The following is a 14,041-nucleotide window of genomic DNA, read 5'->3' on the forward strand; positions in this document are numbered from 1 at the left end:
AGCCGCCATGAACACCACTATTGCTCAACAAATTGCCAAAGAAGGCGGCGTGGAAGCGTATCTGCACGCGCAACAACATAAAAGCCTGCTGCGTTTTCTGACCTGCGGCAGCGTGGATGACGGGAAAAGTACCCTGATTGGCCGCCTGCTGCACGATACGCGCCAGATTTATGAAGATCAGCTCTCTTCCCTGCATAACGACAGTAAGCGTCACGGTACCCAGGGCGAAAAACTCGACCTGGCGCTGCTGGTGGATGGCCTGCAGGCGGAGCGCGAGCAGGGCATCACCATCGACGTGGCCTATCGTTATTTCTCCACCGAGAAGCGCAAATTTATTATCGCCGACACTCCGGGGCACGAGCAGTACACCCGTAATATGGCAACCGGTGCGTCGACCTGTGACCTGGCGATCCTGCTGATCGACGCCCGTAAAGGCGTGCTGGATCAGACCCGTCGCCACAGCTTTATCTCCACGCTGCTGGGGATCAAACACCTGGTGGTGGCCATCAATAAGATGGATCTGGTGAGCTTCAGCGAAGAGACGTTCGACGCGATCCGCCAGAGCTACCTGACCTTTGCTGAACAGCTGCCGGGCAACCTCGACATTCGCTTTGTGCCGCTCTCGGCGCTGGAAGGGGACAATGTCGCCTCCCAGAGCGCGAACATGCCGTGGTACAGCGGCCCGACGTTGCTGGAAGTGCTGGAGACCGTTGAGATCCAGCGCGTGGTCGACACCCAGCCGATGCGCTTCCCGGTGCAGTACGTCAACCGTCCGAACCTCGATTTCCGCGGGTTCTCCGGTACCCTCGCTTCGGGTGTCGTGAAGGTGGGGCAACGCGTCAAGGTGCTGCCATCCGGTGTGGAATCAACCATTGCCCGTATCGTTACCTTTGACGGTGACCTGCAGGAAGCGGGTGCCGGTGAAGCGGTAACGCTGGTGCTGAAAGACGAGATTGATATCAGTCGCGGAGACCTGCTGGTGGATGCCCAGGAAACGCTGGCGGCCGTGCAGGGTGCTTCCGTGGACGTAGTATGGATGGCGGAGCAGCCGCTGACCGCGGGTCAGAGCTATGACATCAAAATTGCCGGCAAGAAAACCCGCGCCCGCGTGGACGGCATTCAGTTCCAGGTGGACATTAACAACCTGACCCAGCGCGAGGTCACCGAGCTGCCGCTGAACGGCATTGGTCTGGTCGATCTAACCTTCGACGAACCGCTGGTGCTGGATCCGTATCAGCAGAACCCGGTGACGGGCGGGCTGATCTTTATCGACCGCTTGACGAACGTTACCGTCGGCGCGGGTATGGTGCGCGAGCCAAACGAGCAGGCGAGCGTGGCCTCGGAATTCAGCGCCTTTGAGCTGGAGCTGAACGCGCTGGTGCGTAAGCACTTCCCGCACTGGGGCGCACGCGATCTGCTGGGAGGTAAGTAATGGCCGCCCATGATGAGAACGTCGTCTGGCATCCTCATCCGGTCACCGTCGCCCAGCGCGAACAGCTCCACGGCCACCGTGGGGTTGTGCTGTGGTTTACCGGGCTCTCTGGCTCCGGTAAATCCACGGTCGCCGGGGCGCTGGAAGAGGCGTTGCATCAGCAGGGAGTAAGCACCTACCTGCTCGATGGCGACAACGTGCGCCACGGCCTGTGCAGCGATTTGGGGTTCAGCGATGACGATCGTAAAGAGAACATCCGCCGGGTCGGGGAGGTCGCCAGCCTGATGGCGGACGCCGGGCTGGTGGTGCTGACGGCGTTTATCTCACCGCACCGCGCCGAGCGCCAGATGGTGCGCGAACGTGTGGGGCAGGATCGCTTTATCGAAGTGTTTGTCGACACCCCGCTGGAGGTTTGCGAAGCGCGCGATCCGAAAGGGCTGTACAAAAAAGCCCGTGCCGGTGAACTGCGCAACTTCACCGGCATTGACGCGGTCTACGAAGCGCCTGAATCGCCTGAAATTCACCTGGAAGGTCAACAATTGGTAACAAATTTAGTAAGCCAATTATTAGACCTGCTCAGACGGGACGATATTATCAGATCCTGAGACGGTATCGTTCGGGAGCTGTCTTCCCGAACGATGAGTCACGGTCACAGGATTAGCTATGCGCAACAGTGAAAATTACATCATCACCACCGGGTCGGAGCCGCTTGCGACCGACGACGAGACGACCTGGTCATTTCCTGGGGCCATCATTGGCTTCGTCTCATGGTTGCTGGCGCTTGGCATTCCGTTTCTCATCTACGGCGGTAACACGCTGTTCTTCTTTCTCTACACCTGGCCTTTCTTCCTGGCGTTAATGCCCGTGGCGGTGGTTGTCGGCATTGCGCTGCACTCGCTGCTCAATGGCCGCCTCCTGTACAGTACCGCGATCACGATTGTGACGGTGGTTCTGATGTTTGGCCTGTTATTTTTGTGGCTCATGGGCTAACTTCAGCCATAATTCAAACCGTAACCAACTGTGTGGCGATATTGTGCAGGACGATTCTGCGGAAAAAATGTGGTACATTTGCCCGCGATGTTGCGGCATCTCTGTTACCCCGGCGTTGTGCTCTGGGGAAGTCTTGGGATGAGGATGCCGTTTTTCAGGGGGCAGGATGGGTAAACTAACGCTGCTGTTGCTGGCTTTGCTAATCTGGCTGCAATATTCGCTGTGGTTCGGTAAGAACGGACTGCACGACTATAGCCGGGTGAGTGATGACGTCGCGGCTCAGCAGGCAACAAACGCCAAACTTAAGGCGCGAAACGATCAACTCTTCGCTGAAATTGATGACCTCAATGGCGGGCAAGAGGCGATTGAAGAACGCGCACGCAATGAACTCAGTATGACTAAGCCGGGCGAAACCTTTTATCGTCTGGTTCCGGATGCGTCTAAACGCAATCAGGGCTCAGCACAAAACAATCGATAATCAGGCCCAGGATTACGACATGGCAGTAACTTTTTCGGACGTATGCGCCGTGGTGCCGGCCGCAGGTTTTGGCCGGCGCATGCAGACAGAATGTCCCAAGCAATACCTCTCTATTGGCGATAAAACGATCCTCGAGCACGCCGTGGCGGCGCTGCTGGCGCACCCACGGGTGACGCGGGTGATCATCGCCATCAGCCCGGGCGATGCGCGCTTCGCGCAGTTACCGCTGGCCAATCACCCACAGATTACCGTTGTCGATGGCGGTGCCGAGCGCGCCGATTCCGTGCTGGCAGGCATTCAGGCTGCCGGAAACGCGCCGTGGGTGCTGGTGCATGACGCGGCGCGTCCGTGTCTGCATCAGGACGATCTCGCTCGCCTGCTGGCGTTGAGTGAAACCAGTCGGGTGGGTGGCATTCTGGCTGCCCCTGTGCGTGACACCATGAAGCGTGCCGAGCCGGGCAAAGCGGCTATCGCCCACACCGTTGAGCGCGTCGATTTATGGCACGCGCTGACGCCACAATTTTTCCCCCGCGAATTACTCCATGACTGCTTAACGCGAGCGCTGAATGAAGGGGCGACCATTACGGACGAGGCCTCGGCGCTGGAGTATTGCGGTTTCCACCCAACGCTGGTTGAAGGACGTGCTGATAATATAAAAGTGACGCGTCCGGAAGATTTACAGCTCGCGGAATTCTATCTTACCCGTTCGACCCATCAGGAGAAGGCATAATGCGAATTGGACACGGTTTTGATGTACACGCCTTTGGCGGAGAAGGCCCAATTATCATTGGCGGCGTGCGCATTCCTTATGAAAAAGGGCTGCTGGCACATTCTGATGGCGACGTGGCGCTGCATGCGCTTACCGACGCCTTACTGGGCGCTGCGGCGCTGGGCGATATTGGCAAACTGTTCCCGGACACCGACCCGGCCTTTAAAGGGGCGGACAGCCGCGAGCTGCTGCGCGAAGCGTGGCGCCGCATTCAGGCGAAAGGCTACACCCTCGGCAACGTTGACGTCACGATTATTGCTCAGGCACCGAAAATGCTGCCGCATATTCCGCAGATGCGCGTGTTTATTGCTGAAGATCTGGGCTGCCATATGGACGACGTCAACGTCAAAGCGACGACCACCGAGAAGCTGGGCTTTACTGGCCGCGGTGAAGGCATTGCCTGTGAAGCCGTGGCGCTGCTGGTGAAGGCGAGCAAATGACAGATTTCGACAACCTGACCTACCTGCACGGTAAACCGCAGGGGCACGGGGTGCTGAAAGCCAGCCCTGAAGACTTCCTCGTGGTGGAGGATCTGGGCTTTGAGCCGGATGGCGAAGGCGAACATATCCTGGTGCGCATTCTTAAAAATGGCTGCAATACCCGTTTTGTGGCCGACGCTCTGGCAAAATTCCTCAAAATTCATGCCCGCGAAGTGAGCTTTGCTGGTCAGAAAGATAAACATGCCGTCACGGAACAGTGGCTCTGCGCCCGCGTGCCCGGCAATGCGATGCCTGATTTAAGCAAATTTGAACTTGAGGGCTGTAAGGTACTGGAATATGCCCGTCACAAGCGCAAATTGCGTCTGGGGGCGTTGAAAGGTAACGACTTTACGCTGGTGCTGCGTGAAGTGACCGACCGCGATGACGTGGAGAAACGCCTGAATGCCATCAGCGCGCAGGGCGTGCCGAACTACTTTGGCGCGCAGCGTTTTGGGATCGGCGGCAGTAACCTGCAGGGCGCATTGCGCTGGGCACAAAGCGATGCGCCGGTTCGTGACAGGAATAAACGCAGTTTTTGGTTGTCGGCGGCCCGCAGTGCGTTGTTTAATCAGATTGTGAGCGAAAGGCTGAAAAAACCGGACGCGAATCAAGTTGTTGTTGGCGATGCGCTACAATTAGCGGGACGCGGAAGCTGGTTTGTGGCAACGGCCGAAGAGATGGCCGATGTACAGTCGCGCGTGGACGCCAAAGCGCTGATGATTACCGCTGCGTTGCCCGGTACAGGCGACTGGGGAACCCAGGGCGAAGCCCTGACGGCGGAGCAGTCTGCCGTTGCGGATGCGCAGGCATTACAATCCTTGCTGGTGCGGGAAAAAGTCGACGCAGCACGCCGCGCGATGCTGCTTTATCCGCAGCAGTTAAGCTGGAACTGGTGGGATGACGTGACCGTCGAGTTACGTTTCTGGCTGCCGTCAGGTAGCTTTGCCACCAGTGTTGTCAGGGAACTTATCAACACGTCGGGTGATTATGCGAATATTGCTGAGTAACGATGACGGGATCCACGCGCCAGGCATTCAGACGCTGGCGAAACACCTCCGCGAATTCGCGGATGTGCAGGTCGTGGCTCCCGATCGTAACCGCAGTGGAGCGTCTAACTCGCTGACGCTGGAGTCGTCGCTTCGCACCTTTAGCTTTGAAAATGGCGATATTGCCGTGCAGATGGGCACGCCAACCGACTGCGTTTTTCTGGGGGTGAACGCGCTAATGCGGCCGCGTCCGGATATTGTCGTCTCCGGCATTAATGCCGGGCCTAACCTCGGCGATGACGTGATTTACTCCGGTACCGTGGCGGCGGCAATGGAAGGGCGTCACCTCGGGTTTCCGGCGCTGGCGGTCTCGTTAAACGGCCACACCCACTACGATACCGCCGCCGTGGTGACCTGTTCGATCCTGCGGGCCCTCAGCCGCGAGCCGCTGCGCACCGGACGCATCCTCAATATCAACGTGCCGGATCTGCCCCTGAGTGAGATTAAAGGCATTCGCGTCACCCGGTGCGGAAGCCGTCATCCGGCCGATCAGGTGATCCCGCAGCAAGATCCGCGCGGCAACACGCTTTACTGGATTGGTCCTCCCGGCGAGAAGTGCGATGCGGGCCCGGATACCGACTTTGCCGCCGTGGATGAAGGTTATGTTTCGGTGACGCCGCTGCACGTAGATTTAACCGCGTATAGCGCGCATGATGTGGTGTCGGGCTGGCTGGATCGCGCAGGAGTGAACGCGCAATGGTAAACAAACGTGTACAAACTCTTCTGGAGCAACTCCGCGCGCAGGGGATCCGCGACGAGCACGTGCTTGACGCGCTCGCCAGGGTTCCGCGTGAGAAATTTGTCGACGAGGCGTTTGAACACAAAGCGTGGGAAAACGTGGCGCTACCTATCGGACAAGGCCAGACGATTTCGCAGCCCTACATGGTGGCGCGCATGACCGAGCTGCTGGAGCTCACGCCCAACTCCCGCGTGCTGGAGATCGGTACCGGGTCGGGGTATCAGACCGCGATCCTGGCGCATCTGGTACATCATGTCTGCTCCGTTGAGCGGATTAAAGGTTTACAGTGGCAGGCGCGTCGGCGCCTGAAACAACTTGATTTACATAATGTTTCGACACGACACGGTGATGGATGGCAGGGTTGGCAGGCTCGCGCCCCGTTTGACGCCATTATCGTGACGGCGGCCCCACCTGAAATACCTGTGGCACTGTTGTCGCAGCTGGATGAGGGGGGCATTCTTGTTCTGCCCGTCGGGGACGAGCAGCAGCTTCTGAAGCGCGTTCGTCGCCGCGGCGGCGAGTTTATTATCGATACCGTGGAAGCCGTGCGCTTTGTGCCTCTGGTAAAGGGGGAGTTAGCCTGAGACTCGGAATTATCCAGGGTTATTAAGGCAAATTCAGCGTATGGTGTGGCGCGAAAGATTCGTGCCATCACGGTAAATTTTAAGTCACTGGTAGTTAACACATTCCTGGGGGATAAATGAGCGCGGGAAGCCCTAAATTCACCATCAGCCGTGTTGCGGCATTATCACTGGTTTCGCTCTGGCTGGCAGGTTGCACAAGTTCTAATAACGCGCCTGCGCCCGTCAGTTCCGTCGGCGGAAACAGCGGCTCCGGTAACACGTCCAGCGGAATGTTAATCACGCCGCCACCTAAAATGGGCACTGCTGCACCGCAGCAAACACCACAAATTCAGCCTGTGCAACATCCTGTTACACAGCCAATGCAGGTTCAGCCAGTTGAACAACCTGTTCAGACCCAAAATGGCCGCATAGTCTATAACCGCCAGTATGGGAACATTCCGAAAGGCAGTTATACCGGTGGCAGCACCTATACCGTGAAGCGTGGCGACACGTTGTTCTATATTGCCTGGATCACCGGGAACGATTTCCGTGACCTCGCCCAGCGCAATAACGTGCAGGCCCCATACGGTCTGGAAGTCGGGCAAACGCTGCAGGTTGGCAACGCAACGGGTACGCCGCTTACGCCTGGCAACACCGTTTCCGCAGCCGACGTGACCGCGCAAAATAACAGCGTTAAGCCTGCACAAAAATCCACCACGGTGGTTGCTTCACAACCTGTAATTACGTATTCTGAGGATTCAGGTGATCAGACTGCTAACAAAATGTTGCCGAATAATAAAGGGACTGCGACTGTTGTCACAGCACCGGTAACGGCACCTGTGGTTAGCTCTACTGAACCGACTGCCAGCAGTATGACATCCAGTTCGCCAATCTCTGCATGGCGCTGGCCAACTGACGGCAAGGTTATCGAAAACTTCTCTTCCTCCGAAGGGGGAAATAAAGGGATCGATATCGCAGGGAGTAAAGGACAGGCTATCATCGCGACCGCAGACGGACGCGTTGTGTATGCCGGTAACGCTCTGCGCGGTTACGGTAATCTTATCATCATCAAACACAACGATGATTACCTGAGTGCCTACGCCCATAACGACACAATGCTGGTCCGGGAACAACAAGAAGTTAAGGCGGGGCAAAAAATCGCTACCATGGGTAGCACCGGAACCAGTTCTACACGCTTGCATTTTGAAATTCGTTACAAGGGGAAATCCGTAAACCCGCTGCAGTACTTGCCGCAGCGATAATTTGACGGGGCATGCCAGCCAGGGTGTCTCGTCCAGGGATCACGGGTAGGAGCCACCTTATGAGTCAGAATACGCTGAAAGTTCATGATTTAAATGAAGACGCGGAATTTGATGAGAACGGAGTAGAGGCTTTTGACGAAAAAGCCTTAGTAGAAGAGGAACCCAGTGATAACGATTTGGCTGAAGAAGAGCTGTTATCGCAGGGCGCCACACAGCGTGTACTGGACGCGACTCAGCTTTACCTTGGGGAGATTGGTTACTCCCCACTGCTAACGGCCGAAGAAGAAGTCTATTTCGCACGTCGTGCTTTGCGTGGTGATGTGGCCTCGCGTCGTCGCATGATTGAAAGTAACCTGCGACTGGTCGTGAAAATTGCCCGCCGTTACGGCAATCGTGGTCTGGCTCTGCTGGATCTGATTGAAGAGGGCAACTTAGGTCTCATCCGCGCAGTTGAGAAGTTTGACCCGGAACGCGGGTTCCGTTTCTCAACCTACGCGACCTGGTGGATTCGTCAGACCATCGAACGGGCTATTATGAACCAGACCCGTACGATCCGCCTGCCGATTCACATCGTCAAAGAGTTGAACGTGTATCTGCGCACCGCGCGCGAGTTGTCCCATAAACTGGACCACGAGCCAAGCGCAGAAGAAATTGCCGAACAACTCGATAAACCAGTTGATGACGTAAGCCGCATGCTGCGTCTCAACGAGCGCATTACCTCCGTTGACACCCCGCTGGGTGGCGACTCCGAAAAAGCGCTGCTGGACATCCTGGCTGATGAAAAAGACAACGGCCCGGAAGACACCACGCAGGACGATGACATGAAGCAGAGCATCGTCAAATGGCTGTTCGAACTGAACGCCAAACAGCGTGAAGTGCTGGCACGTCGTTTCGGTTTGCTGGGGTATGAAGCTGCGACACTGGAAGATGTCGGCCGTGAAATTGGCCTGACCCGTGAACGTGTTCGTCAGATTCAGGTTGAAGGTCTGCGCCGTCTGCGTGAAATCCTGCAGGGGCAAGGTCTGAATATCGAAGCGTTGTTCCGCGAATAAGCAACCTTTCGTCAAAAAAGGCCCGTCGTGAGACGGGCCTTTTTCTTTTGTGTCACGGCTGCGTCGCCGTCTCGTGCAGCAAACGCCACGTTATCCGATCGCCTTCCTGATTGAGCACCGCGGTTGACCAGCGCACGTTGACGGGCAGCTCTGGCCGGGTTTGTGTCTCCCGGTAGTGAAGCACTGCACCCCGATCGCCGCTCTGGATGGTGGTTAATTCGTCAATAACGATGTTCAGTCCAGGGCGGCTTCCACGCTGTTGTTCCAGAAAGCTGGCCAGGCCGTGATAGTCGACCTGGACACCCCCCGGAGGGATCATCAGAAAATCGGGATGGAAACGGGCGAGCAGGGCGTTGGCCTCGCCTTCACCTTTGCCTAACCACTCTTCAAGCGCGATGTGGAGGTCGATAATATCGTGTTCGAAAGGCGTCATGAGTTCTCCTGTCGCAGCTGGTTTAGCACCTGCGTATTGTTAAGACGAAAAACGTACGGTACAGGCAGCAAGGTTATGCCTGCGGCAAAAATAAACATCCCATGCCAGGCGGCGTGTGGGGGCAGCCACGCCTGCGCCAGGTTCAGCACCTGCGCAAGCACCAGGGCACCGGCAAAAAAGCTCAGCTGACGATTGAGATTCCACAGCGCGCTGGCATCCGGCATCTCGTCCCGGCGCGTTGTCAGAAACGCGCTGCTCTGAGCCGTACTGCTGCACAGGCTTCCCCCCGCGCCCATCAGGGCAAACGCGACGGCAGGCAACAGCGTTGACGAACTGACGTCAATCAAAAGCAAAATACCCGCCGCCTGCAACAGGCAGCCGATGACGATCGGCGGCCGGGGGCCAATACGGTTAAAATAACGTCCCGTCGCCGTGATGGCGAGAAACGATGCCACAGACCACGGCAGCATGAGCATCCCCGTTGCGGCGGGGCTCATGTTCGCCTCGTGCTGAAGATAAAACATGCCCGTGACGTTCACCCCAATAAATACGCCGGGGACGCACAAATAGACAAGCATGGAAAAACGCAAAAGCGGGTTTGCGAGTAAAGGCAGGTTTAGCAGTCTGGTTGCGTTCATCGTGGGTTTTTCGTGTTTTAGCCACAGACAGGCCAGAACGAAGGTCACGATAGCCACCGGAAGCGTGGCGAAAAAGATCCATCGCCAGCTCAGCGTCTGCACCAGCAGTCCCCCGATAGCAGGGGAGCAGGCCGGGGCAAGCAGCGCGACCAGCATCACCGCCGAGGAGAGTCTGGCACGCTCGTGAGGTTTAAACTGTTGCCAGGTCAGCGCCTGTCCGACGGGGATCAGTAAGCCTCCTCCCACGCCCTGGAGTACTCGCCAGGCGATCAGACCTTCAAGCGTTGCAGACAAGCCCGCCGCTGCGGAGGCTGCGCTGAACAGAAAAAGCGAGAGCAGGATGACGCGCTTTGGCCCGATGCGGCGCGTGAGCACGCTGCTGAAAGGGATCGCCAGCGTCAGGCCGGCAATGTATCCGTTACTGACCCAAGCGAGGGCAGAAGGCGTGGCGTTAAAGGCGTGAGCCATTGCTGGGAACGCGACGCTGGCCATAAACATGTTGATCAAATCAAGGAAAAAGCCCAGCAGATAGACAGCGGCAACTTTACTGCGATACGTCATGGTGGATCCTCCGGTGAGGTAGCGTATCGTAGCGGCTCGGTAAGTACGGATAAACCTGACAAAGCGCGATATACTGTCAAAAATATTTTGACAGTAAAAGGCATGATGATGATTAACCTACAGCGGACGCAGATGTTTGTCGCGGTGGCTGACACCGGTAGTTTTACGGCGGCCGCCGAGGCAATGGGGCTGACAAAAGCGGTCGTCAGCTTCAATATTCGCCAGCTTGAGGATGAGCTGGGCGTTACGCTACTGCTGCGCTCCACCCGCCGCCTGACGTTAACCGAGGCGGGCGTACTGTTTCATCAGCGCAGCGTGGCGCTACTGAAGGACGCCGAGCGGCTGCAGGATGACGTCCGCGCAAACCATGCGGGACTCACCGGTGAACTGCGGATCACGACCACGCCTGAGTATGGCTCCCGGGTCGTGGTGCCGCTGCTGGCCAGGTTTAGCCAGCAGCACCCGGATCTTCGCGTTCGACATGTTTCGTCGTCACTGCACGCTGACCTTATCTCGGAGCGCTTTGACGTGGCCATTAGGCTGGGGACGCTTGTCGATTCGCGCAACCATGCCGCACTGATTTCACACTTCTCTATTCTCCCCGTTGCGACGCCCGAGTGGCTCGTTAATCATCCGATCGAAACGCTTGCGCAGCTGTCCCACGCGGACTGGATTATTCACGAGCGTCTTGCCTCGCCGCTGCGCTGGCAGGTGAAAGATGCCCGCGGTGCGCCTGAAATGCTGGAGATAAAAAAAGCGCCGCGCCTGTATGCCGACAGCGCTCAGGCCCTGATGGCTTTTGCGCTCGCAGGAGGCGGGGTGGCGTTGCTGCCGGAATGGCTGGTGCGCGAGGCGCTTGATGCGGGAACGCTGGTGACGATTTTACCGGAGTATACATTTGCGCGGCAGGGCATCTATGCGGTCTATCCTGATGCCCGGCATTTCTCAGCGAAAGTGCGCACCTTTATCGATTTTATGCGCACCAGCGTGAATTAATCGTGCATCATCTTTTTGATGAGAGCAGAGAACTGCTCCCGCTCGACCTTGTTTAAACGTCCTAAAAACGCCTCATCCACCGCGTTGCCCACCGGTTTACAGCCTGCAAGCAGGGCTTCACCTTCTGGTGTCAGGAAGACGAAGCGGCGGCGCTTATCTGCCGGGTCGTGCTCGCGTTTGACCAGCCCGCGCGCCTCCATGCGGCTCAGCATTTCCGCCAGAGTCGCTTTCGTGCTGACCGCCACTTCAGTCAATGCCACCTGTTCAATTCCCGGATGCTCAGCAATTGAGCGCATCACCGCATATTGCGGCTTGGTCAGTTCCGGTAAGGCATGTTGCCACTGCGCGGTATGCTGTTGAAAAAGCTGACGTAACAGATGGAACGCCTCTTGTCTTAGTTCCATGAACACTCCGACGGAAAAAATCTCCCTCTATCATAGCCGCTATTGCTCTGGATTTTAACGCAGCAACTTTTAGCAATTTGTGTGATCGTGTACGAACGATCTTGTCAGAAAAACGATCCGGGAGTAGCTTATCTACAATGTTCGTATACGAACAAAATATTGAGGTGCTGAATGAGATTGATCGTGGGAATGACGGGGGCAACGGGGGCTCCGCTGGGCGTGGCGCTGCTGCAGGCGCTGCGGGAAATGCCGGAGGTGGAGACCCACCTGGTGATGTCGAAGTGGGCAAAAACCACCATTGAGCTGGAAACGTCCTGCACCGCGCAGGATGTCGCTGCTCTGGCTGACGTGGTCCACAGCCCGGCGGACCAGGCCGCGACCATCTCCTCCGGTTCGTTTCGCACCGACGGCATGATCGTCATTCCCTGCAGCATGAAAACACTGGCGGGCATCCGTGCCGGTTATGCCGAAGGGCTGGTGGGCCGTGCGGCCGATGTGGTGCTGAAAGAGGGACGCAAGCTGGTGCTGGTTCCCCGTGAAACGCCGCTCAGCACCATTCATCTGGAGAACATGCTCGCACTTTCCCGCATGGGTGTGGCGATGGTGCCGCCCATGCCTGCGTATTACAACCATCCGCAAACCGCCGATGACATCACCTGGCATATCGTGACGCGCGTGCTTGATCAGTTTGGTCTGGAGCATAAAAAGGCGCGCCGCTGGAACGGGTTACGCGAAGCGAAACATCTTTCACAGGAGAATAAAGATGGCATTTGATGATTTGAGAAGCTTCCTGCAGGCGCTCGATGAGCAAGGGCAACTGCTGAAAATTGAAGAAGAGGTGAACGCCGAGCCAGATCTGGCGGCGGCAGCCAACGCGACGGGACGCATCGGTGACGGCGCGCCGGCGTTGTGGTTCGATAACATTCGCGGGTTTACCGATGCCCGCGTGGTGATGAACACGATAGGCTCCTGGCATAACCATGCCATCTCAATGGGGCTTCCGGCCAATACGCCGGTGAAAAAACAGATCGACGAGTTTATTCGTCGCTGGGATAAATTTCCGATTGCGCCAGAGCGCCGCGCCAATCCGGCCTGGGCGCAGAATACGGTCGACGGTGAGGACATAAACCTGTTTGATATTCTGCCGCTGTTTCGCCTGAACGACGGCGACGGGGGTTTCTATCTCGACAAAGCGTGCGTAGTCTCACGCGATCCGCTCGACCCGGATAATTTCGGCAAGCAAAACGTCGGGATCTACCGCATGGAAGTGAAGGGCAAGCGTAAGCTTGGCCTGCAGCCGGTACCGATGCACGATATCGCCCTGCATCTGCACAAAGCGGAAGAGCGCGGCGAAGATCTGCCGGTGGCGATTACGCTCGGCAACGATCCCATTATCACTCTGATGGGCGCGACGCCGCTGAAATACGATCAATCCGAGTATGAAATGGCGGGTGCGCTGCGTGAAAGCCCGTACCCGATAGCCACCGCGCCGCTGACCGGCTTTGATGTGCCATGGGGCTCTGAAGTGATCCTGGAAGGGGTGATTGAGGGCCGTAAACGTGAAATCGAAGGGCCGTTCGGTGAGTTTACCGGGCACTATTCCGGTGGGCGTAACATGACGGTAGTGCGAATTGATAAGGTCTCTTACCGCACCAAACCGATTTTCGAATCTCTCTACCTCGGCATGCCGTGGACCGAGATTGACTATCTGATGGGGCCGGCCACCTGTGTGCCGCTCTACCAGCAGCTGAAAGCAGAATTCCCGGAAGTGCAGGCGGTGAACGCGATGTACACCCACGGTCTGCTGGCGATTATCTCCACCAAAAAACGTTACGGCGGCTTTGCCCGCGCGGTCGGTTTACGCGCCATGACCACGCCGCACGGTCTGGGCTACGTGAAGATGGTGATTATGGTGGATGAGGATGTCGATCCGTTCAACCTCCCGCAGGTGATGTGGGCGCTGTCGTCGAAAGTAAACCCGGCAGGGGATCTGGTGCAGCTGCCGAATATGTCGGTGCTTGAACTCGATCCGGGCTCCAGCCCGGCAGGCATTACCGACAAACTGATTATCGATGCCACCACGCCTGTGGCACCGGACAACCGTGGCCATTATAGCCAGCCGGTACAGGATCTTCCTGAAACCAAAGCCTGGGCTGAAAAACTGACCGCCATGCTGGCAGCACGTCAATAAGGAGGAAA

At 57.2% G+C, this 14,041-nt stretch carries 17 protein-coding genes; 14 read left to right on the top strand and 3 right to left on the bottom strand.

The features are described from left to right. The first annotated feature begins 7 nt into the window (after positions 1 to 7). From cysN to rpoS, 11 genes are all read left to right on the top strand, one after another. On the top strand, positions 8 to 1,432 hold the full coding sequence (gene cysN / locus EKN83_RS07535; protein ID WP_025757070.1) for a sulfate adenylyltransferase subunit CysN: 1,425 nt from the start codon (positions 8 to 10) through the stop codon (positions 1,430 to 1,432). Next, entirely contained in the window at positions 1,432 to 2,037 is a 606-nt protein-coding gene (gene cysC / locus EKN83_RS07540) for an adenylyl-sulfate kinase (protein WP_021241908.1), read from the top strand. Before cysN ends, cysC begins: the two co-directional genes overlap by 1 nt. 58 nt (positions 2,038 to 2,095) lie before the next feature. Then, positions 2,096 to 2,422, top strand: coding sequence for a DUF3561 family protein (locus EKN83_RS07545; protein ID WP_045286500.1), 327 nt, complete (start codon positions 2,096 to 2,098; stop codon positions 2,420 to 2,422). A 166-nt stretch (positions 2,423 to 2,588) separates the two neighbouring features. Continuing rightward, positions 2,589 to 2,900, top strand: coding sequence for a cell division protein FtsB (ftsB, locus tag EKN83_RS07550; RefSeq protein ID WP_008499609.1), 312 nt, complete (start codon positions 2,589 to 2,591; stop codon positions 2,898 to 2,900). A gap of 19 nt (positions 2,901 to 2,919) precedes the next feature. Continuing rightward, positions 2,920 to 3,630, top strand: a complete 711-nt coding sequence (ispD, locus tag EKN83_RS07555; RefSeq protein WP_025757072.1) for a 2-C-methyl-D-erythritol 4-phosphate cytidylyltransferase — start codon at positions 2,920 to 2,922, stop codon at positions 3,628 to 3,630. Beyond that, a complete protein-coding gene (gene ispF, locus EKN83_RS07560; RefSeq protein ID WP_008499607.1) occupies positions 3,630 to 4,109 on the top strand; it encodes a 2-C-methyl-D-erythritol 2,4-cyclodiphosphate synthase in 480 nt (159 codons plus the stop codon). The genes ispD and ispF overlap by 1 nt, the downstream gene beginning before the upstream one ends. After that, positions 4,106 to 5,155, top strand: coding sequence for a tRNA pseudouridine(13) synthase TruD (gene truD / locus EKN83_RS07565; protein WP_126800613.1), 1,050 nt, complete (start codon positions 4,106 to 4,108; stop codon positions 5,153 to 5,155). Before ispF ends, truD begins: the two co-directional genes overlap by 4 nt. After that, the gene (surE, locus tag EKN83_RS07570; RefSeq protein ID WP_025757074.1) at positions 5,136 to 5,897 is read left to right on the top strand and encodes a 5'/3'-nucleotidase SurE; all 762 of its coding nucleotides are present in this window, start codon (positions 5,136 to 5,138) and stop codon (positions 5,895 to 5,897) included. Before truD ends, surE begins: the two co-directional genes overlap by 20 nt. After that, positions 5,891 to 6,517: a protein-L-isoaspartate(D-aspartate) O-methyltransferase gene (locus EKN83_RS07575; RefSeq protein ID WP_025757075.1), complete on the top strand. Its 627-nt coding sequence runs from the start codon at positions 5,891 to 5,893 to the stop codon at positions 6,515 to 6,517. The genes surE and EKN83_RS07575 overlap by 7 nt, the downstream gene beginning before the upstream one ends. Before the next feature lie 116 nt (positions 6,518 to 6,633). After that, a complete protein-coding gene (nlpD, locus tag EKN83_RS07580) occupies positions 6,634 to 7,758 on the top strand; it encodes a murein hydrolase activator NlpD (protein WP_045286502.1) in 1,125 nt (374 codons plus the stop codon). A 59-nt stretch (positions 7,759 to 7,817) separates the two neighbouring features. Then, positions 7,818 to 8,810, top strand: a complete 993-nt coding sequence (gene rpoS / locus EKN83_RS07585) for an RNA polymerase sigma factor RpoS (protein ID WP_008499600.1) — start codon at positions 7,818 to 7,820, stop codon at positions 8,808 to 8,810. A gap of 52 nt (positions 8,811 to 8,862) precedes the next feature. Here the strand turns inward: rpoS and EKN83_RS07590 are convergent, their stop codons facing one another. Continuing rightward, complete coding sequence (locus EKN83_RS07590) at positions 8,863 to 9,243, bottom strand: DUF4440 domain-containing protein (RefSeq protein WP_126800614.1); 381 nt, start codon at positions 9,241 to 9,243, stop codon at positions 8,863 to 8,865. Further along, a complete protein-coding gene (locus tag EKN83_RS07595) occupies positions 9,240 to 10,442 on the bottom strand; it encodes an MFS transporter (RefSeq protein ID WP_126800615.1) in 1,203 nt (400 codons plus the stop codon). The genes EKN83_RS07590 and EKN83_RS07595 overlap by 4 nt, the downstream gene beginning before the upstream one ends. 108 nt (positions 10,443 to 10,550) lie before the next feature. Here EKN83_RS07595 and EKN83_RS07600 point away from each other — a divergent pair, with 108 nt between their 5' ends. Beyond that, complete coding sequence (locus tag EKN83_RS07600; protein ID WP_126800666.1) at positions 10,551 to 11,438, top strand: LysR family transcriptional regulator; 888 nt, start codon at positions 10,551 to 10,553, stop codon at positions 11,436 to 11,438. Here EKN83_RS07600 and EKN83_RS07605 read toward each other — a convergent pair. Next, positions 11,435 to 11,842: a MarR family winged helix-turn-helix transcriptional regulator gene (locus EKN83_RS07605; RefSeq protein ID WP_126800616.1), complete on the bottom strand. Its 408-nt coding sequence runs from the start codon at positions 11,840 to 11,842 to the stop codon at positions 11,435 to 11,437. The genes EKN83_RS07600 and EKN83_RS07605 overlap by 4 nt on opposite strands. Positions 11,843 to 12,013: 171 nt before the next feature. On the opposite strand from EKN83_RS07605, the gene EKN83_RS07610 reads away from it, so the two are divergent. Together EKN83_RS07610 and EKN83_RS07615 are read left to right on the top strand one after the other, a co-directional pair. Continuing rightward, the gene (locus EKN83_RS07610; RefSeq protein WP_126800617.1) at positions 12,014 to 12,616 is read left to right on the top strand and encodes a non-oxidative hydroxyarylic acid decarboxylases subunit B; all 603 of its coding nucleotides are present in this window, start codon (positions 12,014 to 12,016) and stop codon (positions 12,614 to 12,616) included. Then, positions 12,606 to 14,033: a non-oxidative hydroxyarylic acid decarboxylases subunit C gene (locus EKN83_RS07615; protein ID WP_126800618.1), complete on the top strand. Its 1,428-nt coding sequence runs from the start codon at positions 12,606 to 12,608 to the stop codon at positions 14,031 to 14,033. The genes EKN83_RS07610 and EKN83_RS07615 overlap by 11 nt, the downstream gene beginning before the upstream one ends. Positions 14,034 to 14,041: the final 8 nt, after the last annotated feature.

The organism is Enterobacter sp. WCHEn090032 (genome assembly GCF_003986875.1).
GTDB lineage: Bacteria > Pseudomonadota > Gammaproteobacteria > Enterobacterales > Enterobacteriaceae > Enterobacter > Enterobacter sichuanensis.